The organism is Roseateles hydrophilus, assembly GCF_026712245.1.
GTDB lineage: Bacteria > Pseudomonadota > Gammaproteobacteria > Burkholderiales > Burkholderiaceae_C > Pelomonas > Pelomonas hydrophilus.
This window is the reverse complement of sequence record NZ_JAPPUY010000006.1, coordinates 81,325-106,178: the sequence shown is the minus strand read 5'-3', so window position 1 is coordinate 106,178 and position 24,854 is coordinate 81,325. Positions and strand designations below refer to the sequence as shown.

General features: G+C 69.8%; 21 protein-coding genes. 5 read left to right on the top strand and 16 right to left on the bottom strand.

Going from position 1 to position 24,854, the window contains the following annotated elements; genetic code table 11:
- From NYO99_RS20140 to NYO99_RS20095, 10 genes are all read right to left on the bottom strand, one after another.
- Positions 1 to 891, bottom strand: a complete 891-nt coding sequence (locus tag NYO99_RS20140; RefSeq protein ID WP_268169089.1) for a PfkB family carbohydrate kinase — start codon at positions 889 to 891, stop codon at positions 1 to 3.
- 5 nt (positions 892 to 896) lie between these two features.
- The gene (locus NYO99_RS20135) at positions 897 to 3,221 is read right to left on the bottom strand and encodes a TonB-dependent receptor (RefSeq protein WP_268169088.1); all 2,325 of its coding nucleotides are present in this window, start codon (positions 3,219 to 3,221) and stop codon (positions 897 to 899) included.
- 240 nt (positions 3,222 to 3,461) lie between these two features.
- Positions 3,462 to 4,520 carry a LacI family DNA-binding transcriptional regulator gene (locus tag NYO99_RS20130; RefSeq protein ID WP_268169087.1) on the bottom strand — a complete coding sequence of 353 codons (1,059 nt, stop codon included), beginning with the start codon at positions 4,518 to 4,520 and terminating at the stop codon, positions 3,462 to 3,464.
- A 128-nt stretch (positions 4,521 to 4,648) separates the two neighbouring features.
- Positions 4,649 to 6,322, bottom strand: a complete 1,674-nt coding sequence (locus tag NYO99_RS20125) for an MFS transporter (protein WP_268169086.1) — start codon at positions 6,320 to 6,322, stop codon at positions 4,649 to 4,651.
- 184 nt (positions 6,323 to 6,506) lie between these two features.
- Entirely contained in the window at positions 6,507 to 7,166 is a 660-nt protein-coding gene (locus NYO99_RS20120; RefSeq protein ID WP_268169085.1) for a 2-hydroxychromene-2-carboxylate isomerase, read from the bottom strand.
- Complete coding sequence (locus NYO99_RS20115; protein ID WP_268169084.1) at positions 7,163 to 7,390, bottom strand: DUF1289 domain-containing protein; 228 nt, start codon at positions 7,388 to 7,390, stop codon at positions 7,163 to 7,165. Before NYO99_RS20115 ends, NYO99_RS20120 begins: the two co-directional genes overlap by 4 nt.
- The gene (locus NYO99_RS20110) at positions 7,387 to 7,890 is read right to left on the bottom strand and encodes a YbaK/EbsC family protein (protein WP_268169083.1); all 504 of its coding nucleotides are present in this window, start codon (positions 7,888 to 7,890) and stop codon (positions 7,387 to 7,389) included. Before NYO99_RS20110 ends, NYO99_RS20115 begins: the two co-directional genes overlap by 4 nt.
- Positions 7,891 to 7,909: 19 nt before the next feature.
- Positions 7,910 to 8,323: a hypothetical protein gene (locus tag NYO99_RS20105; RefSeq protein WP_268169082.1), complete on the bottom strand. Its 414-nt coding sequence runs from the start codon at positions 8,321 to 8,323 to the stop codon at positions 7,910 to 7,912.
- Positions 8,324 to 8,340: 17 nt separating this feature from the next.
- Positions 8,341 to 9,570, bottom strand: a complete 1,230-nt coding sequence (locus NYO99_RS20100) for a cyanophycinase (RefSeq protein ID WP_268169081.1) — start codon at positions 9,568 to 9,570, stop codon at positions 8,341 to 8,343.
- Between the two features lie 123 nt (positions 9,571 to 9,693).
- On the bottom strand, positions 9,694 to 11,118 hold the full coding sequence (locus NYO99_RS20095; RefSeq protein ID WP_268169080.1) for a cyanophycinase: 1,425 nt from the start codon (positions 11,116 to 11,118) through the stop codon (positions 9,694 to 9,696).
- A 214-nt stretch (positions 11,119 to 11,332) separates the two neighbouring features.
- On the opposite strand from NYO99_RS20095, the gene NYO99_RS20090 reads away from it, so the two are divergent.
- From NYO99_RS20090 to NYO99_RS20080, 3 genes are all read left to right on the top strand, one after another.
- Positions 11,333 to 14,086 (top strand): TonB-dependent receptor, encoded by a 2,754-nt coding sequence (locus NYO99_RS20090; protein WP_268169079.1) that lies wholly within the window; start codon positions 11,333 to 11,335, stop codon positions 14,084 to 14,086.
- Positions 14,087 to 14,215: 129 nt separating this feature from the next.
- On the top strand, positions 14,216 to 14,833 hold the full coding sequence (locus NYO99_RS20085; protein ID WP_268169216.1) for a glutathione S-transferase family protein: 618 nt from the start codon (positions 14,216 to 14,218) through the stop codon (positions 14,831 to 14,833).
- 3 nt (positions 14,834 to 14,836) lie between these two features.
- A complete protein-coding gene (locus NYO99_RS20080; RefSeq protein ID WP_268169078.1) occupies positions 14,837 to 15,778 on the top strand; it encodes a pyridoxamine 5'-phosphate oxidase family protein in 942 nt (313 codons plus the stop codon).
- Here the strand turns inward: NYO99_RS20080 and NYO99_RS20075 are convergent.
- Genes NYO99_RS20075 through NYO99_RS20060 form a run of 4 tightly spaced genes read right to left on the bottom strand, consistent with a single transcriptional unit; the run spans position 15,753 to position 18,505 of the window.
- Positions 15,753 to 16,655 (bottom strand): LysR substrate-binding domain-containing protein, encoded by a 903-nt coding sequence (locus tag NYO99_RS20075; RefSeq protein ID WP_268169077.1) that lies wholly within the window; start codon positions 16,653 to 16,655, stop codon positions 15,753 to 15,755. The genes NYO99_RS20080 and NYO99_RS20075 overlap by 26 nt on opposite strands.
- A 7-nt stretch (positions 16,656 to 16,662) precedes the next feature.
- Positions 16,663 to 17,082, bottom strand: a complete 420-nt coding sequence (locus NYO99_RS20070; protein WP_268169076.1) for an acyl-CoA thioesterase — start codon at positions 17,080 to 17,082, stop codon at positions 16,663 to 16,665.
- Positions 17,079 to 17,723 (bottom strand): YceH family protein, encoded by a 645-nt coding sequence (locus NYO99_RS20065; RefSeq protein WP_268169075.1) that lies wholly within the window; start codon positions 17,721 to 17,723, stop codon positions 17,079 to 17,081. Before NYO99_RS20065 ends, NYO99_RS20070 begins: the two co-directional genes overlap by 4 nt.
- Complete coding sequence (locus NYO99_RS20060) at positions 17,723 to 18,505, bottom strand: SDR family oxidoreductase (protein ID WP_268169074.1); 783 nt, start codon at positions 18,503 to 18,505, stop codon at positions 17,723 to 17,725. The genes NYO99_RS20065 and NYO99_RS20060 overlap by 1 nt, the downstream gene beginning before the upstream one ends.
- 129 nt (positions 18,506 to 18,634) lie before the next feature.
- Between NYO99_RS20060 and NYO99_RS20055 the strand changes: the two genes are divergently transcribed.
- Positions 18,635 to 20,311 carry an electron transfer flavoprotein-ubiquinone oxidoreductase gene (locus tag NYO99_RS20055; RefSeq protein WP_268169073.1) on the top strand — a complete coding sequence of 559 codons (1,677 nt, stop codon included), beginning with the start codon at positions 18,635 to 18,637 and terminating at the stop codon, positions 20,309 to 20,311.
- A 69-nt stretch (positions 20,312 to 20,380) separates the two neighbouring features.
- Here NYO99_RS20055 and NYO99_RS20050 read toward each other — a convergent pair whose 3' ends face one another.
- Complete coding sequence (locus tag NYO99_RS20050) at positions 20,381 to 23,260, bottom strand: M16 family metallopeptidase (protein WP_268169072.1); 2,880 nt, start codon at positions 23,258 to 23,260, stop codon at positions 20,381 to 20,383.
- A gap of 114 nt (positions 23,261 to 23,374) precedes the next feature.
- Positions 23,375 to 23,992: an FMN-binding negative transcriptional regulator gene (locus NYO99_RS20045; RefSeq protein WP_268169071.1), complete on the bottom strand. Its 618-nt coding sequence runs from the start codon at positions 23,990 to 23,992 to the stop codon at positions 23,375 to 23,377.
- A 69-nt stretch (positions 23,993 to 24,061) separates the two neighbouring features.
- Here NYO99_RS20045 and fdhD point away from each other — a divergent pair, with 69 nt between their 5' ends.
- Complete coding sequence (gene fdhD / locus NYO99_RS20040) at positions 24,062 to 24,823, top strand: formate dehydrogenase accessory sulfurtransferase FdhD (protein ID WP_268169070.1); 762 nt, start codon at positions 24,062 to 24,064, stop codon at positions 24,821 to 24,823.
- Positions 24,824 to 24,854: the final 31 nt, after the last annotated feature.

The following is a 24,854-nucleotide window of genomic DNA, read 5'->3' as shown; positions in this document are numbered from 1 at the left end:
TCAGGCCTGTGAAGCGAGGGCGTGCAACTCGGCGCGCCAGGGGGCCAGTGCGGTGGGGTCGGCCGGCAGCGGGCCGCGCACGCCGCACACCATGGCGGCATAGCGGTTGGCCAACGCCAGCGTGGCCGTCAGGTCACGGCCCAGCGACAGGCCGGCCAGCAGCATGGCGGTGAAGCTGTCGCCGGCGCCGACGCTGTCGACGAACGCCGGCTGGGCCACGCCCTCCCCGCTCGCCAGCAGCTGGCCGTGCGCGCCGTACAGCGCGTAGCCGGCGTCACCGCGCGTCAACACCAGGCGGTGCAGCGCAAAGCGCGCCATCAGCCCGCCCAGCGTGGGCTCGAACCAAGCTTGCAGTCGGTCCAGCTCGTCCTCGTTGATCTTGACCCAGTCGGCCAACATCAGCGATTCGGCCGCCAGCGCCGGGGTGTCGGTGCCGGGGCGCAGGTTCAGGTCCAGCAGGCGGGGCCCGTCAAAGGCCTTGAGCACCGCCCGCATGGTCGCGCGCGACACGGCGTGGCGCTGCGCGAGGCTGCCGAAGTAAGCCAGCCCCGGCGCGACGGCAGCGGGCGGCGCGAGGTGGTCCCAGGCCGCGTCGGCATGGATCTCGAAACGGTGACCGCCGCCAGCCGTCTCGTGCACGCTGACACGGCCGGTGGCGCGCTGCGGGTCGCGCTGCACGTCGTCGACTGCGAGGCCGAAGCGGGCGGCACTGTCCAGCACCACGCGGCCGGCGGCGTCGTCCGCGCCGATGCGGCTGACGAAGCGCACCGGCGCGCCCAGCGCCGCCAGCGAACGCGCCACATTGAAGGGCGCACCGCCGGCCACGGGGCCATCGTGGAACTCGTCCACCAAGGCCTCGCCGAGCACGAGAAGAGGCGTGGCCTGGGCCATGGCGCTCAGAAGCTGTAGCGCAGGCTGGCCTTGACGGTGCGGCCCGTGTAGGCCCGCGCTGCACCGCGGCCGTCGTTGCTCTCGGTGTAGGCGATCTCGTTGAACAGGTTGTTCGCCGCCAGCGTGACGGTGGCCTTGGGCGTGAGGCTGTAGGTGACGAAGGCGTTCACCACCGTGTAGGCCGGCAGCGTGATGCTCAGCGGGCCGCTCGGGCCGTCGTCACGGCTCTTGCCGGTGCCGACGATGCCCAGGCCAGCGGTCAGCTCGTCGCTGAAGTTTAGCGTCGGGGTCAGCTGGTAGACCACCTTGGCCTGGCGCTTGGGCGCGCGGCCGTCGGGCTGCTTGGCGTCGGTGTAGGTCAGCCCGCCGATCAGGCCCACCAGGCCGAAGCGCGCCGAGCCTTCCAGCTCCACGCCCTTGCTGCGGTAGCTGTTGGCTTTGGCCACGATGGGCGTGGTCGTCACGTCCACGTTGACCTCGTCGGTCTTGGCGTGGAAGAACGTGGCGAACAGGCTCATGCCGTTGCCGCGCAGCTTGACGCCCGCTTCGGTCTGCTTGACCTTGTTGGTTGGGATGGTCGGGCTCTTGCCGTTGACGAGGTTGGGGTTGTTGAAGAAGGTGATGCGGTCGGCGTTGTACGCGGCGCCGTCGGAGTAGCGGGCGAAGACGGACAGGTCCTGGTTCAGCGCGTAGTTGGCGCCCAGCGAGTAGGACGTGCGGCCGAACTCGTAGTCGATCGCGTTGGGCTTGCTGAGGTCGTAGCTGACGCCGGCGTTGGACTGGTAGTACGCGCCGCTGGCCTTCTGGTTGTCGCGGCGCACGCCGATGTCCGCCGACAGCGGGCCGGCCTCGTAGTTCAGCACGACGTAGGGTGCGTTGGTCGTGTACTTGCTGTCCTGCGTGTTGCTGCAGCAGCCGCCGAAGCCGGGCGAGCCGTTGACGACGCCGGGCACGTTCAGCACTCGTGCGCCCTCACCGCTGGCCGACAGCGAGTACTGATTGAAGTTCCACGTCAGGTCCAGCTCCTGCACCGAGGTGTAGAGGCCCGCCACGGCGCTGACGCGGGCACCGCCGCCCAGCACGAAGTCGCGCGAGAACTTCAGGTCGTTGGCCATCAGGCCGGCCTTGTCCACGCGGGTGTTGAAGACCACCGCCGTGAACTTGTTGCCGGTGTAGGCCGCGCCGGCATCCGGCCCGGTCGCCAGCGTGGTGCCGGCCGGGGCGGCAGACACGTCGTCGCCCGGGAAGATGCCGATGAAGCGGCCCGAGTTGCGACTCCACGAGAACTTGTTCTGCAGGCGGAAGCCCGCGCCGGCGTCGAGGTCGAGGTCCACCCCGAAGGCATCGCTGCGCGCGGACAGGCCGTCGCGGATGTTGCTGGCGGCGCGGCTGTTGGTCTTGGTCAGCGTGTTGTCCAGCGGCCAGGCGACGTCATAGAAGGCCGCGCGGCGCGGGTCCAGCCCCGGCAGTTCCTGGATGCTGCCGTTCACGTACTTGACCGGCGTAGGCATGAAGGTGGGGCTGCGGTCGTCCAGGTGCTTGACGCTGAAGCGCACGTAGCTCTTGCCTTCCAGCTCGAAGGTCACGTTGCCGCGCACCTGGCCGCCGTTCTCGGTGCCGTCAGCGCCGCTGCGGCCGCCATCGCCCACGCGGTAGAAGCCGCCCACGTAGAAGCGCGTCTTGGGCGCCAGGCGGCCGCCGTAGCCAAAGTCGATGCGGGTCTGGTCGTAGTCCACGCCCTTGGTGAGCTGCACCATGCCGCCCGGCTCCTGGCCGGTCTTGCTGATGAAGTTGATGATGCCGCCGGGCGCGCCCGTGGCCAACAGCGCGGCCGAGCCGCCGCGCACCACTTCCAGACGCTCGAAGCCGGCGTCGGCGCGCATCCAGGTGTCGGGCGTCGCGAACGCGATGTCGCCGAACTGCAGCACGGGCAGGCCGTCTTCCTGGAACTGGATGTAGCGGGCGCCGCCGGCCGACACGGGAATGCCGCGCACGGCGACGTTGGCATTGGATTCGCCGCCGCTGGCCTCGGCACGGATGCCAGGCACGCCGCGCAGCAGGTCGGTGGAGCTGGCTGCGGTGACAGCGGCCACGCCTTCGCTCTCGATGGTCGAGACCGCGACGCTGGACTTCATCTTGGACTTGGCCGACGACGAACCCGTCACGACGACCGCGTTGAGCTTGAGGCCGTCAGCCGTTTCCGTGGCGGCCTGGGCGGCCTGCTGAGCGTGCACGCCTGCGCTGGCCAGCGCGAGTGCCACCGCGGCAGCGAGCGGCTGCACGGACGGGTTGCGGGGGGAACGCAGGGCGTTGGGTCGGATGCTGGGCATGTTGTCTCCTGGTTGTCGGCATTGGATCGCCCTCTGCGGGGCGCGGCGGACCGCGCACAGCGCGGCACGGTCAATCCGTGCCGAGATTCTGCGCTCGACACAATCGCTTTGCAAACGATTGCATCATGGTGGAAACCACTATTCAAGGAAGCATTGAAATTTGCAATCCGACGAACTACAAACGTTTGTTGCCAAGTGCGCCGCACCGAGGCACATCACCAGCCCAACGGGCGGAGTCGCTCAGGCGGCAGCGTCGGGCGCGCTCGCGCGCCGCATCAGGTAGACCGGCATGGTGCGCAGCGCGGGCCGCTCGCCGGCAAGCTGCGCCAGCAGCGCCTCCACCAAAGCCACACCCGCTTCCGCCACTGGCTGGTGCACGGTGGTCAGCGGCGGGTCGCAGTAGGCGGCCAGCGGCATGTCGTCGTAGCCCACGACGGCCACATCGGCGGGCACGCTGCGCCCGACCGCCCGCAAGGCCTGCGTGGCCAGCAGGGCCAGCACGTCACTGCAGCAGAACACCGCGTCAAAGTCGCGCCGCACCTGGCAGAACTGGCGCACGATCTCCGTGGCCACGCCAGGCTCGAACGGCGCTGCCAGCTCCAGCGCTGCGTCCACCTCCACCCCTGCCTCGCGCAAGGCCTGCGCGTAGCCCTGCCGGCGCAGCCACACCTCCGGCAGCTTGGCATCGCCAAAGAACGCGATGCGCCGACGGCCCAGCTGCAATAGATGCCGCGTCGCCAGTGTGCCGCCCAGCACGTTGTCACCGCCCACGCTGGCATACAGCTGCTGGGGCATCTCCCCGCCCCAGACCACCAGCGGCAGCTTGCGGGCCGCCATGTCGTTGAGCTGGTCATGCTGGCGCCACTGGCCGATCAGGATGACGCCGATGGCCTTGCCGGAATCCACCCAGTGCGCCGCCTGATCCAGCCGCTCGGCATCGACGCGGGACAGCAGCATGTCGTAGCCGCGGTCGGTCAGCGCATCGGCGATGGCGCCGACGATGGACAGGAAGAACGGGTCCGAGATGTGCTGGCGCGAGCGGGCGTCGTACGGCACCACCACAGCCACCGTCTTGTTCTCCTGCAAGCGCAGATTGCGCGCGCCGAAATTGATGGAGTAGTTCAGCGAGCGGGCGAGCTCAGCCACCCGCTGGCGGGTCTCGGCGTTGACGAGCTCGCTGCCGTTCAACGCACGCGACACCGTCGACACGGACACGCCCGCCAGGCGCGCAATGTCCACCATCTGCAGGCGACGCTGCTCGCCGCCCGCAGGCTCCGACGTTTCTTTGGACTTGGTCATCCCTAGAATCGTCGCAGGGCCGCCGGCAATCGACAACCGGAGCAACCCAATGAAAAAGGCCGGCGGGTGCCGGCCTTCGATCAACGTGTGCAACGCTGCACAGCGGCAGCGTCACAGCGCGTCGGGCATCAGTCCTTGGCGTAGATGTCCACGTCCTTGGTCTCGCGCACGAACAGCAGACCGATCACCAGGCTCATCAGCGCGATGACGATCGGGTACCACAGGCCGTGGTAGATGTTGCCGTTCTGCGCCACCATCGCGAACGTGATGGACGGCAGCAGACCGCCGAACCAGCCGTTGCCGATGTGGTACGGCAGGCTCATCGAGGTGTAGCGGATGCGGGTCGGGAACATCTCCACCAGCATGGCGGCGATGGGGCCGTACACCATGGTCACGTAGACCACCAGCACGAACAGGATGGCAATGACCATCGGCACGTTGGCCTTGGACAGGTCAGCCTTGGCCGGGTAGCCGGCGGCCTTCATCGCGTCGCCGAGTTCCTTCGTGAACGCGGCGATGGCCTTGGTGCTGGCTTCGTCGAACTTGTGCTCGGTCAGGCGCGTCGCGGTCGGGACGGCGATTTCCTTGTCACCCACCTTGACCGTGGTCGGCGCGCCAGGGGCGGCTTCAACGGTTTCGGAGCTGGCCGACGATTGGGCCAGTGCACGCTTGGCGATGTCGCAAGCGCTGGTGAAGTCCACCGGGCGTGCCAGCGGGCTGCCCTGGAAGGAGCAGCTGGCCATGTTCGTCGTCAGGATGACCTTCTGGGTCTCCTGGGCCTTGGCCAGGTCCGGGTTGGCGGCCTTGGTCAGCGCGTTGAACAGCGGGAAGTAGGTGACAGCCGCCAGCAGCAAGCCAGCCATGATGATGGGCTTGCGGCCGATCTTGTCCGACAGCGTGCCGAAGAGGACGAAGAACGGCGTGCCCAGGATCAGCGAGATCGCGATCCAGATGTTGGCGTTGGACGCGTCCACCTTCAGCACCGACGTCAGGAAGAACAGCGCGTAGAACTGGCCCGTGTACCAGACCACGCCCTGACCGGCAACCAGGCCGAACAGCGCCAGCAGCACGATCTTCAGGTTCTTCCACTGGCCGAAGGACTCGGACAGCGGTGCCTTGGAGGTCTTGCCCTCGGCCTTCATCTTCTGGAAGGCGGGGGACTCATTCATCGCCAGGCGGATCCAGACGCTGATGGCCAGCAGCAGGATGGAGACGATGAAGGGAATGCGCCAGCCCCAATCAGCGAAGTCCTTTTCGCCCAGCGTGGTGCGCACGCCCAGGATCACCATCAGCGACAGGAACAGGCCCAGGGTCGCCGTGGTCTGGATCCACGAGGTGTAGGCGCCGCGCTTGCCGTGCGGTGCGTGCTCGGCCACGTAGGTGGCCGCGCCGCCGTACTCACCGCCCAGCGCCAGGCCTTGCAGCAGACGCAGGATGATCAGGATCACCGGCGCCGCAGCACCGATGGTGGCGTAGGTGGGCAGCACGCCGACGATGAAGGTCGACAGGCCCATGATCAGGATGGTGACCAGGAAGGTGTACTTGCGGCCGATCATGTCGCCCAGCCGGCCGAACACCAGCGCGCCGAACGGACGCACGATGAAGCCGGCAGCGAACGCCATCAGCGAGGCGATGAACGCCGCGCTCGGATCCAGGCCCGCGAAGAACTGCTTCGCGATGATGGCCGCGAGCGAACCGTAGAGATAGAAGTCGTACCACTCGAACACCGTACCGAGGGAGGACGCGAAGATGACCTTCTTCTCCTCTTTGGTCATCGGCGCCGCGGCTGCTGCAGTTGCCATGAAAGTCTCCGTCTGTTGTCGGGGCGCTCCACAACGGAGCTTCCCTTGCGGCCGGACTATTCAGGCTGCCTCTGACCGTGTTCTGACGCCAGTCTGAATCGAGGCTGACAAACCCCGCAGCAACCCGGATGAAACATTTCTCAATGCGGGATCAGCAGGGCCTCGCGGGTAAATCCCGAGCCGCTCAATGACGCCGCGTGAGGCCCGGGCGGGGCTGCGCGGCCGACTCCCAGGCCCCGCTGCGAAACCACGGGTCGTCGTCCAGCGCGGCACGCAACATGGGCAGCGCGTCCTGGCCCCAGAACAGCCGCCCGTCCAGCTCGATGGTGGGCACGCCGAACACCCCCAGCGCCAGCGCCGCCTCGGTCTCGCTGCGCAACCGCTGCTTGACGGCCTCGCTGCCGGGGTCCTGGCCCGGGGCCAGGTGTTGCGTCAAGGCGGCCAACCGCGCCGGCTCGTTCGCATCGGCACCGCCGCCACGCCAGACATGGTGGAACAGCTGCTCCACCACCCAGCGCCCCGGCGTGTCGCCCGGCTGGCCCGCAGGCGCGGCGCAGGCCCAGGCCAGGCGCAGCAGCGGCAGCGGGTTGAACGGGTGCTGGGCGGGCGCGTCCAGCACCACGCCCTGGCGGTGCGCCAGCCAGGCCACCTGGCGGAAGGTCCAGCGCCGCTTGGCCTCGATCTCGGCCGGCCCCTTTTGGCCCAGCGCATGCAGCAGCGCCGCCAGCAGGATGGGCCGGTACACCACCTCCACGCTGTGCCCGGCCAATGCCTCGGGCAAGGCCTCGAAGCCCAGCGCCGCGTAGGGCGAGAGAGGGTCGAAATAGAACGTGAGCCGCTTCATGGGAGGTGCTCCTCGGTGAGGGTTTCAGGGCCCAGCCACAGGCCGTCGCGCTGCAAGGCCGCGCGGCGCGCTGGCAGCAGCGCCAGCACCTCGCGCTGGCGCTGCGCCGGTGCGCTGCCCCAGCCGGCGATCTCGTCGAGGCGGCGCGCGCAGCCGCGGCACCAGCCGCTGGCCTCATCCATGCGGCACAGGCGCACGCAGGGCGAAGCGGGCAGCGGCGTCACGCCTGAACAACGTCGATCACCGGCGCGCCGGTGATGCGCGCCAGCTCGTCCGGCGTCAGCTTGAACACGCCGTTCGGGTGGCCGGCAGCCGCCCAGACGATATCGAAGCGGAACAACTCGCGGTCGATGAATAGCTGCGGCGGCGCACCGCCGTCGACCGGCGCGAAACCCGCCGGCGAGACCCCGCCGATGGAGAAGCCCGTGCGCGCCTTGACGAACTCGGCATCGGCCCGCCCCAGTGCGCCGGTGTGCGACTTCAGCTTGGCCTCGTCCACGCGCTTGTCGCCCGAGGTGACGACGAGCACCGCGCCGTCGTCCGACTTGCGCCGGAACACCACGGACTTGGCAATCTGCCCCAGCGTCACGCCAAGCGCGTCAGCCGCCTCCTGCGCCGTGCGCGCGGCGACGTCCAGCCACAGCGGCGAGTGCGGGTGCTGCAGCGCTGCCAGCGCGGCGCCGACACGCTGGAAACCTTCGGGGCGGGGATCGTGATCGCTCATGCCACGATTGTGGCCGCGCTCAATCGCGATCCTTGCCTTTGCCGTGGCCGTTGCCATGGCCCTTGCCGTGCTTGCCCTTGTCATGGCCGTCGCCTGCACCACGCTCGTGCTGCGGACGCTCGTAGCGCTCCTGGTACCAGTCCTCACGCACGAAATAGACCGGCGTGCCGCAGGCGTTGTAGCGGGCGCAGTGCTTGGCCCAGTTCTTCTGGTGGCCCGGCGGGATGCGCATGTAGACGGGCTCCACATGGATGGGCCGGCGCTGCACCCAGACGGGCTCGCGCACCACCACCGGCGGCGGGCTGGCGCTGCCGATGTCGATGCGGCCGTAGAACCCGGGCTGGCCGATCTGCACCGACACGCCGATGTCGGTGGCCTGCGCCGCGCTCGCGGCCATCATCAGGCTGGCCGTGGCCAAGATGGCGATCTTCATGGGCTTGTCTCCTTGCCTCAGGGGGGTGTTGAGGGTCCGGCCGATTGCACCACGGGCGCAGCGCCGGGTCCCAGCGGCTGGAACAGCGGACTGGCCACGCGCACCGGCATCACATCCAGCCGGGCGTTCAGCACGGTGTAGTCGTCCCCACCGGCACCGCCATCGCGCCAGCCGACCAGGCCCGGCGCGCGGTGAAGCCAGAACTCGAAGCCGATGTCGGCCTGCGGCTCGTCGGGCCGCGCGTCGGCGCGGAACGCCAGCCCGCCGACGCGCGCCGCCGGGCCGTCCAGCAGTTGCACCAGCGCCTCGCGCAGGCAACCATCGCCAAGGAAGTCGAGGAAATAGCGCCCGCTGCCCAGGCGCGGCGCGAAGTGCGACTCCTGCGGCGCGATGCGTGGCTGGCAGCGCTTGCGCGAGGCCGGCGTGGTGACGCCGCTGGTCAGATCGTGGCAGTCCCCGGCCCCCAGGTAGGACAGCCGCGCACCCCGCAGGTTGAACGCCGGCAACGTGGCGTCACACGTGGCCTCGCCCATGTCCACCAGCACCGCGCCGCTGCCGCCGATCACCTCCAGCACCGAGCCGCGAACCACCACGGCCGCATCCTCGTCCACGCCCAGCCCGAGCCGGCAGCCCAGCGCCTGCAGCGCCGGCAACATGCGCCCAATACGGCCGCGCTTCAGGAAGTGCTGGTCCACCAGCAGCCCGGGCGGCAGCAGGCCCAGGCCGCGGTCGTACTCCTGACCGGCACGCCAACGCCCCCGCAGTACGGCGAGGTTGTCCATGGCGTCGCGGAACATCCACTGGCTCATCACCGCCGCGCCCGCGCTGGTGCCGGCCACCACGCCGCCGGCGGCGAACACCGCCTGCACCGCCTGCAGCATGGGCGTGGCCTGGCCCTGCGGCTGCAGGGTGTCGACGATGTACTCCTGCGCGCCGCCGGAGAAGAACACCGCGCGGCTGGCGGCCACGCGGGCGATCAGCGCGGGGTCGTGCAGGCGCGCCTGCAAGTCCACGCCCGCCAGGTGGGGCGCGACCGGAATGACCTCGGGCCGCGCACCGCAACGGGCCAACGCCGCGACGATTTGCTCGGCGATGCGCTCGGGCTCGTAGGCAGCCGTCGGAAACACGGCGATGGGCGCGCCAGGGCCGCCCGCCTCGTCGACGAGGCGCTGCCAGACAGCGTCGCTGCCGGCGCGCAGCGCGCCGCCGATGACGACGACCGTGCCGGCTTGGGAAGAGGTGTGCAAGATCAGCAAGCGGGCCCGGCACGTCAGCCGTGCGGGCACAGATTCATCAAAACGACATGGTGGCAGGGCCCGGCCCGCGCCGGCAATGGGTCAAGCCCGCAGCGGTGGCGTCGCGAACGCGTGCTACTGAGGTGGCCCGCCCGCCGGCGCCGAGGCTGGCGCTGCGGCCTTGGCCGGCCCGCTCCACCCACCGTACAGCGGCATGGGCAGGCGCACGGGGCTGATGTCCAGGTAGAGATTGGTCACCGTGAACTGCTCGCCGCCGAACTCCTCGGTGCTCCAGCCCAGCGAGTCCGAGCCCTTGTAGATGCGGAACAGGAAACCCAGCTCCGCCAGCGGGTCGTTGGTGCGCGGCAGCACATCGAAGGCCAGGCCCTTGACCTCCTTGCGCACGCTGTCGATGAGGCGGCTCATCGCGTTGGAGATGGTGGAGTCGCCCAGCATGTCCAGGTGGAACACGTCGTCCGTGTAATAGGGCTTGAAGCTGGGCGACTCGGCATCGTGCTGCTCGCCGCGCAGCTTGGGGGCCGAGGGCGTCGTCGAGCGCGCGCGCATGTGGTACCGGTCACCGTGCTCCAGGTAGGACAGCCGCGCGCCCTGCACGTTGAAGGCGCCCAGGCTGGGATCGCTGCCAGCCTCGGTCAGGTCCACGATGAGGCAGCCCCGGTCGCCGATGACCTCGATCTCGTCGCCGCGGATGATGGCCGCCGTGTTCTCGTCCACGCCCAGGCCCAGCTTGTAGCCCTTGGCCATCATCAGCGGGATCATGCGGCCGAAGCGGCCGCGCTTCAGGAAGTGCTGGTCCACGAACAGGTGCGGTCCGACGAAGCCCAGGCCGCGGTCCACCTGCTTGCCATCGGCAAAGCGGCCCTTCAGCACATTCATCACGCTGGGCGCGTCGCGGAACATGATGGTGCTCATGATGGCCGCGCCGGCCGAGGTGCCGGCCACGACGCCGCCCTTGCGGTAGACGTCCCAGATGGCCTCCAGCATGGGCGTGCTCTGGCCGCCGGGCTGCAGCACGTCGACGATGCGCTCCTGCACGCCGCCGGTGAAGAAGATGCCCTTGGCGGCCTTGACCTTGGCGATCAGCGCGGGGTCACGCACCACCTTGTTCAGGTCCACCCACAGGAACTTGGGCGCCACCGGCAGCGCCTCGGCCACGGCACCGCGGCGCTGCAGCAGATCCACCACCTGCTTGGCGCTGGCCTCGGGGTCCTCGCTGGCCGTGCCGAACACGACGAAGCGCGCCCCCTTGCCACCGGCCAGCTGCACGATGCGCTGCCAGACCTCGTCGTTGTCGGCCTTCAGCGCGCCGCCGATGGGCACCGCGTAGCCACGGATGGGAGGTTCGGTGTCGACCGGCGCCGGCAGCGGCGCCAGGGCGGACGAAGGCGCGGGAGCGGACGCCGGCGTCGCCCGGGCCGGCTGCGCCGCGCGCGGCGGCGCCGCCGTGGCGCGCTGCGTGCGCGCCGCCTGGGCCACCGTCACCGCAGCGGGCGCCTCGGCCGCTGCCTGCACGGCCGTCTGCGCGCTTGCGGCCGTCATCACCACCATTGCCCAACCCGCCGCTATCCATGCCCTCATGCGCGCAACCCTCCTTGGTCCAGGACGCGGATCATGACAGAGCCTTGTGGCAGCTCCTGTCCCCCAAAACGCCAACGCGGCCGTGGCGTGCAAGAGACGTTTGGCATCCTGGGGAGGCTGGCACTGCCGGCACCGTGCATAGACTGGACAAACACCTTGCCGAGGAGTCCACCCGATGAACGCACCCCGCCCTTCCCGCCTCGCCGCCGCCGTGGCGCTGCTGGTTCTGTCCCAGATGGCGCAGTCTCAATCGCAGCTGCAGCGCGTCGAGGTCACCGGCACCGCCATCAAGCGCATTGAGGGCGAGACGGCACTGCCGGTGCAGGTCATCACGCGGGACGAGATCGACAAGGCCGGCGTGACGACGGCGGCCGAGATCATTGCGCGGCTGAGCGCCGGTGCGAACAACCTGACCGACGGCGGCAGCGTCGCCTTCGGCGGCTTCCGCGACCAGATGGGCCTGAACGCCGCCAACCTGCGCGGCCTGGGCGTGTCGTCCACGCTGGTGCTGCTGAACGGCCGGCGCATGGCCAACTTCGCGTCGCCCGGTGACGCCGCCGGCGTGGACCTGAACAGCATCCCCGCCGCGGCCATCCAGCGCGTCGAGGTGCTGCTGGACGGCGCCTCGTCGCTCTACGGCTCGGACGCCATCGGCGGCGTCATCAACTTCATCACGCGCAAGGACTTCGCTGGCGTCGACATCAATGTGCTGGCCGGCAAGACCTCGGAAGGCGGCGGTGGCAAGCGCTCGGCGACGCTGGCCGGGGGCTTTGGCGACTACGGCCGCGACGGCTTCAACATCATGGGCGTGCTGGACGTGCAGCGCACCAGCAGCCTGAACGCCTCGCAACGCAAGTTCATCAAGGAGCTGGACATCCCCGGACGGCTGCCCGACCTGCTCTCCAGCGCCGGCTTCCCCGGCAACATCCTGCTCGACCAGAACCTGCCAGGCTCCGAGCAGCGCGACCTGCTGATCGCCGAGGGCTTCAAGGCGAACGGCAAGGACGTGATCAGCGAGTACACGATCAACCCCGCTGCAGCCACCGGCTGCAACCCGCCGGCCACGCTGTACCTGCCAGCCGGCATCGGCGGTGTGGACGGCTGCACCTTCGACTACATGCGCGACATCGAGCTGTACCCGAAGTCCAACAAGAGCAGCCTGTTCGGCCGCGGCTCGTTCAACCTGGGTGGCGGCCACCAGCTGTTTGTTGAGGCCTCGCTGGCCCGCTCCCGCACCTACTACACCGGCACGCCCAACCGCGTCAACGCCGAGATGGACGTGTCGCTGGTGCCGGCCCTCAAAGGCACCGGCATCGCCGCTTTCCCCGCCAACGACGAGCGCCGCATCATCGTCGTCCGCACCCGACTGCAGGAGGCCGGCCTGCGCACCAGCGAGCTCGTGTCGTCGACCAACCGCTATGTGCTGGGCGCCAACGGCCTGCTGGCGGGCTGGGACTACGAATGGGCGCTGAACCGCAGCACCAGCAAGGTCTCCGATCGTGACCACCAGGGCTACCTCGACGAGCAGAAGATCATGGACGGCTTTGCGGCCGGCACGCTGAACGCCTTCGGCCCTTCGTCGGCAGCCGGGCTCAAGCTGTACGAGGAGGCGCAGATCCGCGGCGAGGTGCGCCGCGCCACCGGCACGATGGACAGCCTGGACTTCCGCATGTCCCGTGGCCTGGCCCAGTTGCCCGGCGGCGAACTGGCGCTGGCCCTCGGCGGCGAACTGCGCCGTGAGAAGCAGAACTACCGCCAGTCCGACGCGCTGAAGAACGACGAGATCCTGGGCGAATCCTCGCAAGGCCCGGACACCGACTTCAGCCGCTCGCGCAAAGTCAGCGCTGCCTTCGCCGAGGTCAGCGCGCCCATCACCAAGCAGCTGGAGCTGCAGGCGGCGCTGCGCTACGAGCACTACCAAGTCAGCGGCGGCGCAGCCAGCCCCAAGCTCGGGCTGAAGTACGTGCCCAGCCCGCTGCTGCTGCTGCGCGCCTCCGTGGGCAAGGGCTTCCGCGCGCCCAGCCTGACCGACCTGTACCGGCCGCTGACGCAAGGCGAGTCCGCCACCGTGACCGACCCGCTGTGCCTGGCCGACGACCCGGACAACACCGTCACCGACTGCGCCGACCTCTGGACCACGCTGCACTACAGCAACCCCAAGCTCAAGCCCGAGAAGTCCAACCAGTTCTCGGCCGGCGTCGTGTTCGAGCCCAGCCGCGGGGTCACGCTGAACGCGGACTACTGGTACATCCAGAAGAGCAACCTGATCAGCACACTGGGGGTGGACGTCATCCTGTCCAACCCCACGAAGTACGGCGCGCTGGTGCACCGCTACTACGACACCGCCAACCTGCCGGCCGACTGCGTCGACGGCTACGACCCCGATGACTACAGCATCTGCGCCATCGACCTCATCAAGGAGAACCGGGGCAAGCAGCGCATCTCCGGGCTGGATCTGGGCATCAGCCTCAGCGGCCTGAAGACCGGCTTCGGTGAGTTCGGCCTCAAGCTCAACGGCACGCTGACGCTGAAGTCGCAGCAGCAGACCGGCAACGGCGACCCGTACGTCAGCAACCTCGGCCGCTTCGTCAACGATGGCGTCGTGCAGCGCTGGCGCCACACGGTCAGCGTGGACTGGGCGCACGGCCCGTTCTCGGCCTCGATGTCCAACAACTTCCTGTCGGGCTACGACGACCACCACATCATCGGCAAGCCCGACCGCAAGGTCGGCGCCTATTCGCTGTGGAACCTGTCGGCCGCCTGGGAGGCCACCAAGTCGCTGACCGTGCGCGCCGGCGTGCAGAACCTCTTCGACAAGGCGCCGCCGTTCTCGCAGCAGGCCTGGTTCTTCCTGAGCGGCTACGACCCGAGCTACACCGACCCGCGCGGCCGCTACGGCTACGTGAGCGCGAAGTACACGTTCCGCTGATCGCAGCGGCGTTGTTGCAGCCGCCGAAAGACTGACTTTCGGCCGGCGCGGATTCACGCGCCGGGGCAGGCTGGGCACAGTGAAGGCCTCACTTCACGGCCCTGCCCCGCAATGACAACGCGCCGCCCGATCAAGCTGTATCACCACCCCATCTCCGGCCACGCCCACCGCGCCCAGCTGGCACTGAGCCTGCTGGGCCTGCCGCACGAGCTGATCCACGTCGACCTCGCCAGCCGCGCGCACAAGACACCCGCGTTCATCGCGATGAACCCGTTCGGCCAGATCCCCGTGCTGGACGACGACGGGGTCATCGTGCCGGACAGCGGCGCCATCCTGGTCTACCTGGCCGAGCGCTACGACACCGACGGCCACTGGATTCCGCGCGACGCCGTGGGCCGCGCCCGCGTGCAGGCCTGGCTGTCGGCCGCGGCCGGCCCCATTGCCTACGGCGTGTCGGCGGCGCGGCTCATCCACGTCGTGGCCGCCCGCTTCAACCCGGACGAGGTCATCCCGCGCGCCCATGCGCTGCTGGCCGTCGTCGAGAGCGAACTGCAGCGCCGCCCCTTCCTCATCGGCGAGCGCCCCAGCTTCGCCGACGTGGCGGCCTACAGCTACATCGCCAACGCGCCGGAAGGCAATGTCGACCTGGCCGGCTATCCAGCGCTGCGCGGCTGGCTGGCCCGCATCGAGGCGCTGCCCGGCTTCGTGCCCTTTGCGCAGAGCCCCGTGGGCCTGAGGGCGGCCTGAGCCATGCCGGGCTTCCACGCCGGCGAGCGGGCCATGCACGAGCGGCTGGGCATTGGCCAGCGCATGGGCGAGATCGGCTCGCGCGTCATCCGCGACCACATGCCCGACCAGCACCGCCAGTTCTACGCGCAGCTGCCCTTCGTGCTCGTCGGCTCGGTGGACGCCGCGCTGCGCCCCTGGGCCTCGCTGCTGGTGGGCGAGCCGGGCTTCCTCGGCTCGCCGGACGCGCGGCACCTCGCCAGCACGGCCCTGCCCATGCCCGGCGACCCGCTGGCCCGCCACCTCGCGCCCGGCGCGGCACTGGGCCTGCTGGGCATCGAGCTGCCGACGCGCCGGCGCAACCGCGTCAACGGCCATGTGGCCCGTGTCGACGCCAGCGGCTGGCTGCTGGACGTGGAAGAGACGACCGGCAACTGCCCGCAGTACATCCAGCAGCGCGAGCTGCGCTGGCGCCGCGACCCGGCCGACCAGCAGCCCCGCGCCGTGCAGCCGCTGACGGCGCTGGACGCCGAGGCGCAGGCGCTGATCACGGGGGCCGACACCTTGTTCGTCGCCAGCCATGCGCATGGCCGCAGCGACGTGTCGCACCGCGGCGGCCGCGCCGGCTTCGTGCGCGTGGACGGCCCGGGCCGGCTGCTGGTGCCCGACTTCAGCGGCAACCTGTTCTTCATGACGCTGGGCAACTTCGTCAGCCACCCGCGCGCCGGCCTGCTGTTCATCGACTTCGAGCGCGGCGACCTGCTGAGCCTGACCGGCCGCGTCGAACTGGTGTTCGACGGCCCCGACGTCGAGCGGCTGGACGGCGCCGAGCGCGCCTGGCGTTTCGAGCTGGACGAGGGGCTGTGGCTGCGCGACGCGCTGCCGCTGGGGTTCGACTTCAAGAGCTGGTCGCCGCGCAGCCTGGCCACCGGCTCGTGGTCTACCGCAGCTCCGGATCAGCGCTGAAGCGTTCCGCCGCCAGCTCGATGAACGCGCGCAACTTGGGCGTCGCGTGCCGGCCCTCGTGGTGCACGAGGTGGATGGGCAGCGGCGCGGGCTCGAAGCCCTGCAACACGCGCACCAGCCGGCCGTCGCGCAGCAGCGGCGCAGCCTGGTAGCTCAGCAGCCGCGTCAGCCCCAGGCCCGCCTCGGCCGCGGTGATGGCGGCGCCCACGGTCGTCGTGCGCAGCCGCGCCGCAATGCGCTGCACCACCGGCTTGCCGCGCGGACCGGCAAAGCGCCATTCCGGCGCCGGGTTGGCGCCGGTGGAGGCGATCAGCCGGTGCCCATCCAGTTCGGCCGGCGTGGCCGGTTCGCCATGCGCCTGCAGATAGGCCGGCGATGCGACGACGACGCGCCGCACCTGGCCCACGCGTCGCGCCTGCAGCGACGAATCGGGCAACTCGCCGATGCGCACGGCCACATCCAGCCCCTCCTCGACGAGGTTGACGATGCGGTCGACGAACACGCACTGCGCGTCCACCGCCGGGTGGCGCTTCAGGTAGTCCACCAGCACCGGCGTCACGTAGTACTGGCCGAACAGCACGGGCGCCGTCAGGCTCAGCGTGCCGCGCGGCTGCAGGTTCTGCGCGCCGGCCTCGGCCTCGGCGCGGGCGATGTCGGCCAGGATGCGCCGGCACTCGGCGGCGTAGCGCTCGCCCGCCTCGGTCACGCGCACGACGCGGGTGGTGCGCGTCAGCAGCCGCTGGCCGAGGTGCTGCTCCAGGTCGGCCACGGCGCGCGTGACGACGGGCGGCGACAGCGCCAGCTGGCGCGCCGCGCTGGCGAAGCCGCCGTGGTCCACCACGGCGACGAAGATGCCCATGGCCTGCAGCCGGTCCACACGCCGCTCAGCTGACGAGTTCGCGCACCCGGTCCGGCAGCGCGATGGCCTTGTCGGTCTGCGCGTCGAACCAGAGCGTCGTCGCCCCGCCCTCGGCATAGATGACACCGGGCTCGTCAACGCGCTCCAGCGTGATCCAGGTCTCGAAGCTGGTGCGACCCGGGTCGCTGACGTAGTGCTTCGCCAGCACCTCGCCCGGGCACTTGAGCTGCCGGTAGAAGTTGCAGAACGCGTTGACGATGACCGGCCCCTGCCCGCCCGGGTTGGGCGGCGTGCCGATGCTGGTCAGCCAGTCCACGCGCGCCATCTCCAGATAGCGAAAGTACACCGTGTTGTTGACATGGCCCATCGCGTCCATGTCGCCCCAGCGCATCTGGATGCGCAACTCGAAGGTCAGCTTCTTGGCCGCCGGGACGGTGTATCTCATGGTTCGATGCCGAGTTCGGCGGCCATGCGGTGGACGAGCTGGCGCAGCGACGCGACCTCGGCGCGCAGCGCGGCGATCTCCACCTTCTGCAGCGCCACTTCCTCGTCGCGCGGCATGGCCGCGGCAACAGCCTGCTCGACGGACGCGACCGGCCCGCACAGCAGCTGCGCCCAGCGCGCCTCGCGCGCGCCCGGTGCCTTCGGCAGCTTGATGGCGAGCGGCGGCTCGCGTTCGGCCAGCTCTTCCAGGAAGCCTTCCACCGACGACACGTCGGCAAAGCGGTGCAGCCGCTCGGTGTTCTGGCGCAGCTCGGCCGCCGTCTGCGGGCCGCGCAGCATCAGCTGCGTCAGCAGCGCCATCGCGGCGCCGGGCACGCCGACGCCACGCGCGAAGTTGTGCTCGTAGCGCACGACGCGGCTGCCGCTGACCGCGTTGACCAGGCTCAGCGACTTCAGTTCTTCGACGGTGGCCAGCACCTCGGCCTCGGACACATCCATGACCGGGTCGCGTGCCGTCTTCTGGTTGCAACCCGCGGTCAGCGCGTTGGCCGACAGCGGGTAGCTGTCCGGCACGGTGGATTCCTTCTCGACAAGGACGGCGAGGACGCGGGCTTCGAGTGGGGTCAGGTCTCGCTTGAGCATCAGACACCAAATCCGTCGTCAGCCTGGATGACCGCGCCATTGATGAAATGGCTCTCGTTGGCGCACAGCATCAGCAGTGCCGTGTCCAGGTCCTGCGGCTGGCCCACGCGCTTGCGCGGCAGCAGGTCGATGAGCTTCCTGCCCTGCTCGGTGCTCCAGTGGTGGTGGTTGATCTCGGTGTCGATGTAGCCGGGGCAGATCGCATTCACGTTGATGCCGTACTTGCCCCACTCCAGCGCCATGGCGCGGGTCATGTGGATGACCGCGGCCTTGCTCATCGCGTAGACGCCGATCTGGCCCAGCACGCGCAGCCCCGCCATGGATGCCACGTTGACGATGCGCCCGCCGACGAACGAGCCCGGCGCCGCGCCGCGTGCGCGCGCCAACATGCGCTTGCCCACCTCCTGCGCGACGAAGAACGCGCCGCGCGTGTTGGTGTCCATCACGTAGTCGTAGTCGTTCTCGGTGACGTCGGTCAGGCGCTGCGTGGTGCTGACGCCGGAGTTGTTGATGAGGATGTCCAGCGTGCCCACCTCAGTCTCGGCATGCGCCACGGCGGCCTTGATGCTGGCGACGTCGGTGACGTCCAGCTGCACGACGTGGGCGTCGCCGCCGTTGCCTTCGATCTCGGCGCGCAGGTCCTTCAGCCGTTCGATGCGGCGGCCGGCCAGCACGACGCAGGCGCCCGCCTGCGACAGCGTGCGCGCGAACTGCGCGCCCAGCCCGCTGGACGCCCCGGTGACGAGGGCCACGCGGCCTTCGAGGTTGATGGAGTAACTCATGAGACTGCCTTGTGAGTGAGCTGCGGCCATCCTACCGGTCTAGAGATTGGCCACTAGAAAAGCACGATCGTTCTATTTTCAATTCCACCTCCTTAGAATCGCGCCCAATTCAAAGTCCGGAGACTCGGCATGACCTCAGAAGAAATCCTCGCCCAGTTCGGCCCGCGCGAGTCCATGGAGTACGACGTTGTCGTCGTCGGTGGCGGCCCGGCCGGCCTGGCCACCGCCATCCGCCTCAAGCAGATCAAGCCCGACGCCAACATCGTCGTGCTGGAAAAGGGCTCGGAGCCCGGCGCCCACATCCTGTCCGGCGCCGTGATGGACCCGCGCGCCATCACCGAGCTGTTCCCGAACTGGCAGGAACTCGGCGCCCCGCTGCACCAGGCCGTGACAGGCGACGACGTGCTGTTCCTCAGCGAGACCGGCAGCACCCGCACGCCCGACGCCCTGGTGCCGCGCAACTTCCACAACGACGGCTGCTACGTGATCAGCCTGTCGGACGTCGTCAAGTGGCTGGCCCAGCAGGCGGAAAGCCTGGGTATCGAGATCTTCCCCGGCTTCGCTGCGGCCGAGGTGGTCTACGACGAGCAGGGCCGCGTGAAGGGTGTGGCCACGGGCAACATGGGCATCACCAAGGAAGGTGAGCCCGGCGACAACTTCCAGCTCGGCATGGAACTGTTGGGCAAGTACACCGTCTTCGCCGAAGGCGCGCGCGGCCACCTGGGCAAGCAGCTGCTGGCCAAGTACGACTTGACCGCCGGCAAGGACACGCAGACCTTCGCCATCGGCATCAAGGAGCTGTGGGAGATCCCTTCGACCAAGGCGCAGCCCGGCAAGGTCGTGCACACGGCCGGCTGGCCGATGGAGGGCGACACCTTCGGCGGCGGCTTCCTGTACCACCTGGCCGACAACAAGGTCACGCTGGGCTTCGTCATCGGCCTGGACTACGACAACCCCTACCTGAGCCCCTTCGAGGAGATGCAGCGCTGGAAGACCCACCCGGCCATCCGCGCCCACATCGAAGGCGGCAAGCGCATCGGCTACGGCGCCCGCGCCATCAACAACGGCACGCCGCAGGCCCTGCCCAAGACCGTGTTCCCCGGCGGCTGCCTGGTCGGCTGCGATGCCGGCTACCTGAACGCCGCCCGCATCAAGGGCAGCCACGCGGCCATCAAGAGCGGCATGCTGGCCGCCGAAGCCATCGCCCCCGCGCTGGACGCGGGCCGCGCGCAGGACGAGCTGACGGCCTACCCCGAGGCCTTCGAGAAGAGCTGGTTGAACGAGGAGCTGCAGCAGACCCGCAACTTCAAGCTCTGGTTCAAGAAGGGCCAGACGGTGGGCAAGCTGATGACCGGCATCGAGCAGTGGCTGCTGCCCAAGCTGGGCGTCGCCACGCCGCCGTGGACACTGCACAACCACAAGGCCGACCACCAGGCGCTGCGCCCCGCTGCCGAGTGCCAGCCCATTGCCTATCCCAAGCCGGACGGCAAGCTGAGCTTCGACCGCCTGTCGTCGGTGTTCATCTCCAACACCAACCACGAGGAAAACCAGCCCGCCCACCTGACGCTGAAGAGCGCGACGGTGCCAGTGCAGATCAACCTCGCGAAGTTCGCCGGCCCGGAGAGCCGCTACTGCCCCGCCGGCGTGTACGAGTACGTGCCCAACGAAGGCGGCAGCGGCGAGCGCCTGCAGATCAACGCGCAGAACTGCGTGCACTGCAAGACCTGCGACATCAAGGACCCGACGCAGAACATCGTCTGGGTCACGCCCGAGGGCGGCGGCGGGCCGAACTACGCGGGGATGTAAGCATCGCAAAGGCGCCGCAGCCGGGCCGGCGGCGGCGCCTGTCGGGCGTGACGGGTCAGCGCCGCGACCTCAGGGCTCCTTGGCGCGGGCCACCACCTCGACCGGCGCACGCGCGGCAATGTGATCGCGGAAGTAGGCCTGCACGCCGGCCGCCGTGACGGCGCGCAGGCCGGCCACGTCGTCCCGCATCGCGGCCTTCATGCGCGGATCCGCCTGGATGCGCGACAGCCAGCTGACCCAGTAGAACGGGTTCTCGGGCTCTTTCAGCGCGCTCTCCAGACGGGGCTGCAGCGCGCGTTGCAGTTCGTCCGCGCTGACGGGCTGGTCGGCCAGCGCGCGCAGCTGCGCGTGCAACAAGGCGCGAACGGCGTCGAACTTTTCCGGCGGCGTCTCGATGCTGATGGTGAACCGACCCAAGCCCTGCACGTCCTGGGATGCGAGTGCCGTGGTGAGCGGCGAGTAGGTGAGGCCCATCTGAGCACGCACGGTCTCATCCAGACGGGCCCGCAGCAGCGAACTGGCAACGCGCCCTGTGTAGGCCAATGCAGGGTCTTCCCAATGATCAGGCATGGCCCAGGACCAGCCCAGCACGGCCTGGTCCGCGCGGCCACGGTGGTGCACCACATGCGGCGCACCGCCCCCCAGCACCGGCTCGACCTTCAACACGGCACGCGGCGGCCGCGGCCGCTCGTCGCCCGCCCCGAAGGTGGCCTGTACCGCAGCGATGGCGGCTTCCGCCGTCACATCACCGACGATGACGACGTCCGCCGCGCCGGCCAGCGCCGGCTTCAGCAGCGCGGGCAGATCGGCAGCCCGCGTGGCGCTCACGTCGTCGGCGCTGGGCCGAAGCCGCAGGCGCGCGTCGCGACGCTCCATGACGCGCTCGACCTCATGCGCATGAACGGCGGTGGGCTGCCGCTCCAGCGCCGCCACCTGCGAGCCGCCCTGCGCAGCAAGCTTCTCGCCGAACTCGGGGCGGAAGCCGGGATCGCGGGCATGGGCTGCCAGCACTTGCAGTTGGTCGAGCAGATCAGCCGGGCGGGTCGTGCCCGACAGCGTGAACGCATGCAAGTCCGTCCCGGCGCCGACACTGAAGCGCTTGCCACTGCGCTGCCGCCACTGCGCAATCTCGGCGGCAGAACGCTGCACGGTCCCACCCTGCGCGATGGCCAGCCCCAGCGCCCAGATGGCATGCGCATCACCGGATGCGATGCCGGCACGCCCCTGCCCCAGCAGCACCCGCACATTCACCTGGTCCTTCTGCATCGAGGTGGGCTTGACGACCAGCCGCGTGCCGTTGGCGAACTGGACGTGCGTCGTGCCGAGCTCGGCGTCCTGCGTGCGGCTCACGATGGCGCTGGGCGCACCGAAGTCCGTGTAGGGCCAGTCGGCGGCAGCCACGGCCACCCGCTCGGCGAGCGGCCGGGTCATCGCATGCACCAGTTCCTGAGTCACCTTCTCCACACCGAAGGCACCGGACTTGTCGCTGCGGAACAGCAGCGGCCGGCTGTCGCCGAAGCGGCGGCGCAGCACAGCGGTCAGTTCCTCGGGCTGCACCGCGGCCAGCAAGGGCTCGGCTTCGGTCAGTGCCTGCTGTGCGTTCAGGTGGGGCGCATGCGGGTGCACAGCGTTGACCAACCGGTCCGCAATCTCCGCATGCGGCCGCGTGGACTCCTGGGTCAGCCGGCGCTGCATCTTGCTGCGCATGCCCGGCAGCAGGCGCTGCAGGTCATCCTGGGTCACGCCATGCACCAGCAGTTGCCGCAGTTCGGCCACCACTGCATCCAGTGCATCGGTCCAGCGCCCCGGCTGCGCCTGCACCACCAGCTGGGCCAGCCCGGCCACGCCGTAGACGGATGCCCGCACGCCGGCCAAAGCGCCAAGCAAGGGGCTGCCCGGCTGCTGCGCGCGATCCCCCAGTCGCTGGTTGAGCGCGCTGACGGCGAGGTCCTGGACAAGGAACTCGCGCGACACCGACGGCGTGTGCGGCCGCAGGTCCACCGGCTGCAACCAGGCCAGCGTGAGCACACTCGGCGCATCCGGCGCGATGTACTCGACGACGGGCTGCGTCGGTCGGGCCACGCCCAGGTCGGGCGCATCGGCTGGTGTGTCGTTGCGCCAGTCGGCAAAGCGCTCGCGGATCTGGCGCTCCACGGCGTCGACATCGATGTTGCCGACGACGATGAGCGTGGTGTTGTCGGGCCGGTAATTGGCACGGTAGTAGCGACGCAGCCGCTCGGCCGTGGCGGCCTGGATGGTTTCGGTCAGGCCGATGGGCAGGCGCTGCAACACCCGCGTGCCTGCCAGCTGCTGCTGCAATTGCGCGATGCCGGCGCGCTGCGTCGCCCCGTCGCGCAAGCGCTCCTCGGACAGGATGACGCCCTTCTCCTGCTCGATGAGCTGCGGGGCCAGCGTCAGCCGGTCACCGATCTCGCGGAACAGCATCAGCCCCGTGTCCAGCGCAGCGGCATCCGCCTTGGGGAAGTTGAAGTGGTAGAGGGTCTGGTCCAGCCCCGTGGAGGCATTCGTGTCCGCCCCGAAGCGCAGACCCTGGCGCTCCAGCCGGCGCACGACCTCACCGTCAGGCACGTTGGCACTGCCTCGGAAGGCCATGTGCTCCAGGAAGTGGGACAGGCCGCGCTCCTCGTCGCGCTCCTGCAGCGAGCCGGAGCCGATGCGCATGCGCATGGCCACACCGTCCTTGGGCGTCTCGTTGTGCTGGATGGCGTAGCGCAGCCCGTTGGGCAGGCGCCCGAAGCGCACGGCCGGGTCGGGCGTGCGCTTCGCCAGCTCGAAGCCCCAGCGCGGGCCGTTGTCCGCCAGCCTGGTCGTCGGCACGGCGGTCACTGCATCGGTCAGGGCCTGCGGCGCCGGCAGCGCCAGCATCAGCGCGGCGGCCAGCGCCAGAGTGCGGCAGCGCAGAGGCTGCGGACGGTTGGTCTCGTTCATTCGCGTTCTCGTTCGTGCGGCCGGATGGCCAACGCACGGTAGCGCGCGGACGCCGCGGGACCTGATCACGCGCTTGAGCGATTGCCAGGCACTATTCCCCCGGCAGCCGCCGGATCAGCCCGCCAGCCGCGCCATCCACTCGGCGACCCGCCGGTCGTCCGCCGACGCCGACGCGCCCAGCGCGTCGCGGATGCGCGCACGCTCCGTGGCCGCACGGTTCTGGCTCATCTTCAGCTTCAGCTCCCAGCGCGTCACGCGAACACGAAAGCCCACGATGGCCCCCAGCAGCTTGTGCTGGTAGGCCTCGGGCAGGCCCCGCCACTGCTCGGCGTAGTCAGGCTCGAAGCGGGCGATCAGCCGCTTCAGCAGCGCGTCCTTGGCGGCGGCGCCGTCGATCAGCTCGATGTCGCCGTAAGCATGCAGCGCCGCGTAGTTCCAGGTCGGCACGTTCTGCAGGCTGTCGTAGTGGCTCGGGCTCCCATAGGCGCTCGGGCCGCTGAACACGGCGAGCAGCGAGCGCTGCTGCGACAGCCAGCCCCAGTGCGGGTTGGCACGCGCCATGTGGCCCTCCAGCACCAGGCCGTCGCCGGCAGGCACGGCCACCAGCGGCACATGGCTGCCAAAGCTCTCGCCCGCCGCATCCGGGCCGACGATGAGCGCCAGCGGGTGCTCCGCGACGAGGCGCAGCGCGTGATCGAGATCGGCCGAGGCGAAGTGCTGGGGCAGGTACACGGTATGGGGCAGTCAGAGCGATGGGCGCAGCCATCATCGCAGCGCAGCCGGCCTCCTATCATGGCAGCCATGCACACCCCCGCCCTGCTTCGCCTGCGCCCTGCCGGCGCTGCGGCCGACGAAGAGGTGGCGGTGGAAATGCCGGTGGCGCTGACGATCAACGGCATCTCGCAGGCCATCATGCTCGCCACACCGGCCGACCTCGAGGACTTCGCGCTGGGCTTCGGCATTGCCGAGGGCTGGTTCGCGTCGCGCCATGAGTTGCTGGACGTGGAGGTCAGCGCCCACCCGGAGGGCCTCGAGCTGGCGATGACCGTGACAGGCGCGTGCGAGCAGCGCCTGAAACAGCGCCGCCGCACCCTGGCGGGCCGCACCGGCTGTGGGCTGTGCGGCATCGAGAGCCTGGCGCAGCTGACTGCCGTGCACCCCGGGCCGGTCACCCCACCCGAACTGGCCAGCGACGCCCTCGCACGCGCCGCGACCGCCCTGCCGGCGGCTCAACCCCTGAACGCGCGCTGCGGCGGCCTGCATGCGGCCGCGTGGTGCCGGCCAGACGGCGAACTGGTGTTGGCCCGCGAGGACGTCGGCCGGCACAACGCGCTGGACAAGCTGTGCGGCGCCCTGGCCCGGCGCGGCGAACGCGCGCAAAACGGCTTCGTGCTGATGTCCAGTCGCGCCAGCCTCGAGCTGGTACATAAGGCCGCGATGTCGGGCATCGGGCTGCTGGCGTGCACATCGGCCCCGAGCAGCCTCGCCATCGCGACCGCGCAGCATCTGGGCCTGCAGCTGTGGGCCTTTGTGCGCGGCGACCGCGCGACGCGCTACGCCTGAGGCCAGACAGAAAACGCCGCCCGGAAAAGAC

Bases quoted from the DNA above. Each gene is read 5' to 3' on its own strand.
- NYO99_RS20065 (WP_268169075.1), bottom strand. From the start codon at position 17,723: ATGCTCAAGCGAGACCTGACCCCACTCGAAGCCCGCGTCCTCGCCGTC.
- NYO99_RS20135 (WP_268169088.1), bottom strand. From the start codon at position 3,221: ATGCCCAGCATCCGACCCAACGCCCTGCGTTCCCCCCGCAACCCGTCC.
- NYO99_RS20140 (WP_268169089.1), bottom strand. From the start codon at position 891: ATGGCCCAGGCCACGCCTCTTCTCGTGCTCGGCGAGGCCTTGGTGGAC.
- NYO99_RS20105 (WP_268169082.1), bottom strand. From the start codon at position 8,323: ATGAAGATCGCCATCTTGGCCACGGCCAGCCTGATGATGGCCGCGAGC.
- NYO99_RS20070 (WP_268169076.1), bottom strand. From the start codon at position 17,082: ATGAGATACACCGTCCCGGCGGCCAAGAAGCTGACCTTCGAGTTGCGC.
- NYO99_RS20080 (WP_268169078.1), top strand. From the start codon at position 14,837: ATGCCGGGCTTCCACGCCGGCGAGCGGGCCATGCACGAGCGGCTGGGC.
- NYO99_RS20130 (WP_268169087.1), bottom strand. From the start codon at position 4,520: ATGACCAAGTCCAAAGAAACGTCGGAGCCTGCGGGCGGCGAGCAGCGT.
- NYO99_RS20090 (WP_268169079.1), top strand. From the start codon at position 11,333: ATGAACGCACCCCGCCCTTCCCGCCTCGCCGCCGCCGTGGCGCTGCTG.
- fdhD (WP_268169070.1), top strand. From the start codon at position 24,062: ATGCACACCCCCGCCCTGCTTCGCCTGCGCCCTGCCGGCGCTGCGGCC.
- NYO99_RS20050 (WP_268169072.1), bottom strand. From the start codon at position 23,260: ATGAACGAGACCAACCGTCCGCAGCCTCTGCGCTGCCGCACTCTGGCG.
- NYO99_RS20060 (WP_268169074.1), bottom strand. From the start codon at position 18,505: ATGAGTTACTCCATCAACCTCGAAGGCCGCGTGGCCCTCGTCACCGGG.
- NYO99_RS20055 (WP_268169073.1), top strand. From the start codon at position 18,635: ATGACCTCAGAAGAAATCCTCGCCCAGTTCGGCCCGCGCGAGTCCATG.
- NYO99_RS20125 (WP_268169086.1), bottom strand. From the start codon at position 6,322: ATGGCAACTGCAGCAGCCGCGGCGCCGATGACCAAAGAGGAGAAGAAG.
- NYO99_RS20095 (WP_268169080.1), bottom strand. From the start codon at position 11,118: ATGACGGCCGCAAGCGCGCAGACGGCCGTGCAGGCAGCGGCCGAGGCG.
- NYO99_RS20110 (WP_268169083.1), bottom strand. From the start codon at position 7,890: ATGAGCGATCACGATCCCCGCCCCGAAGGTTTCCAGCGTGTCGGCGCC.
- NYO99_RS20120 (WP_268169085.1), bottom strand. From the start codon at position 7,166: ATGAAGCGGCTCACGTTCTATTTCGACCCTCTCTCGCCCTACGCGGCG.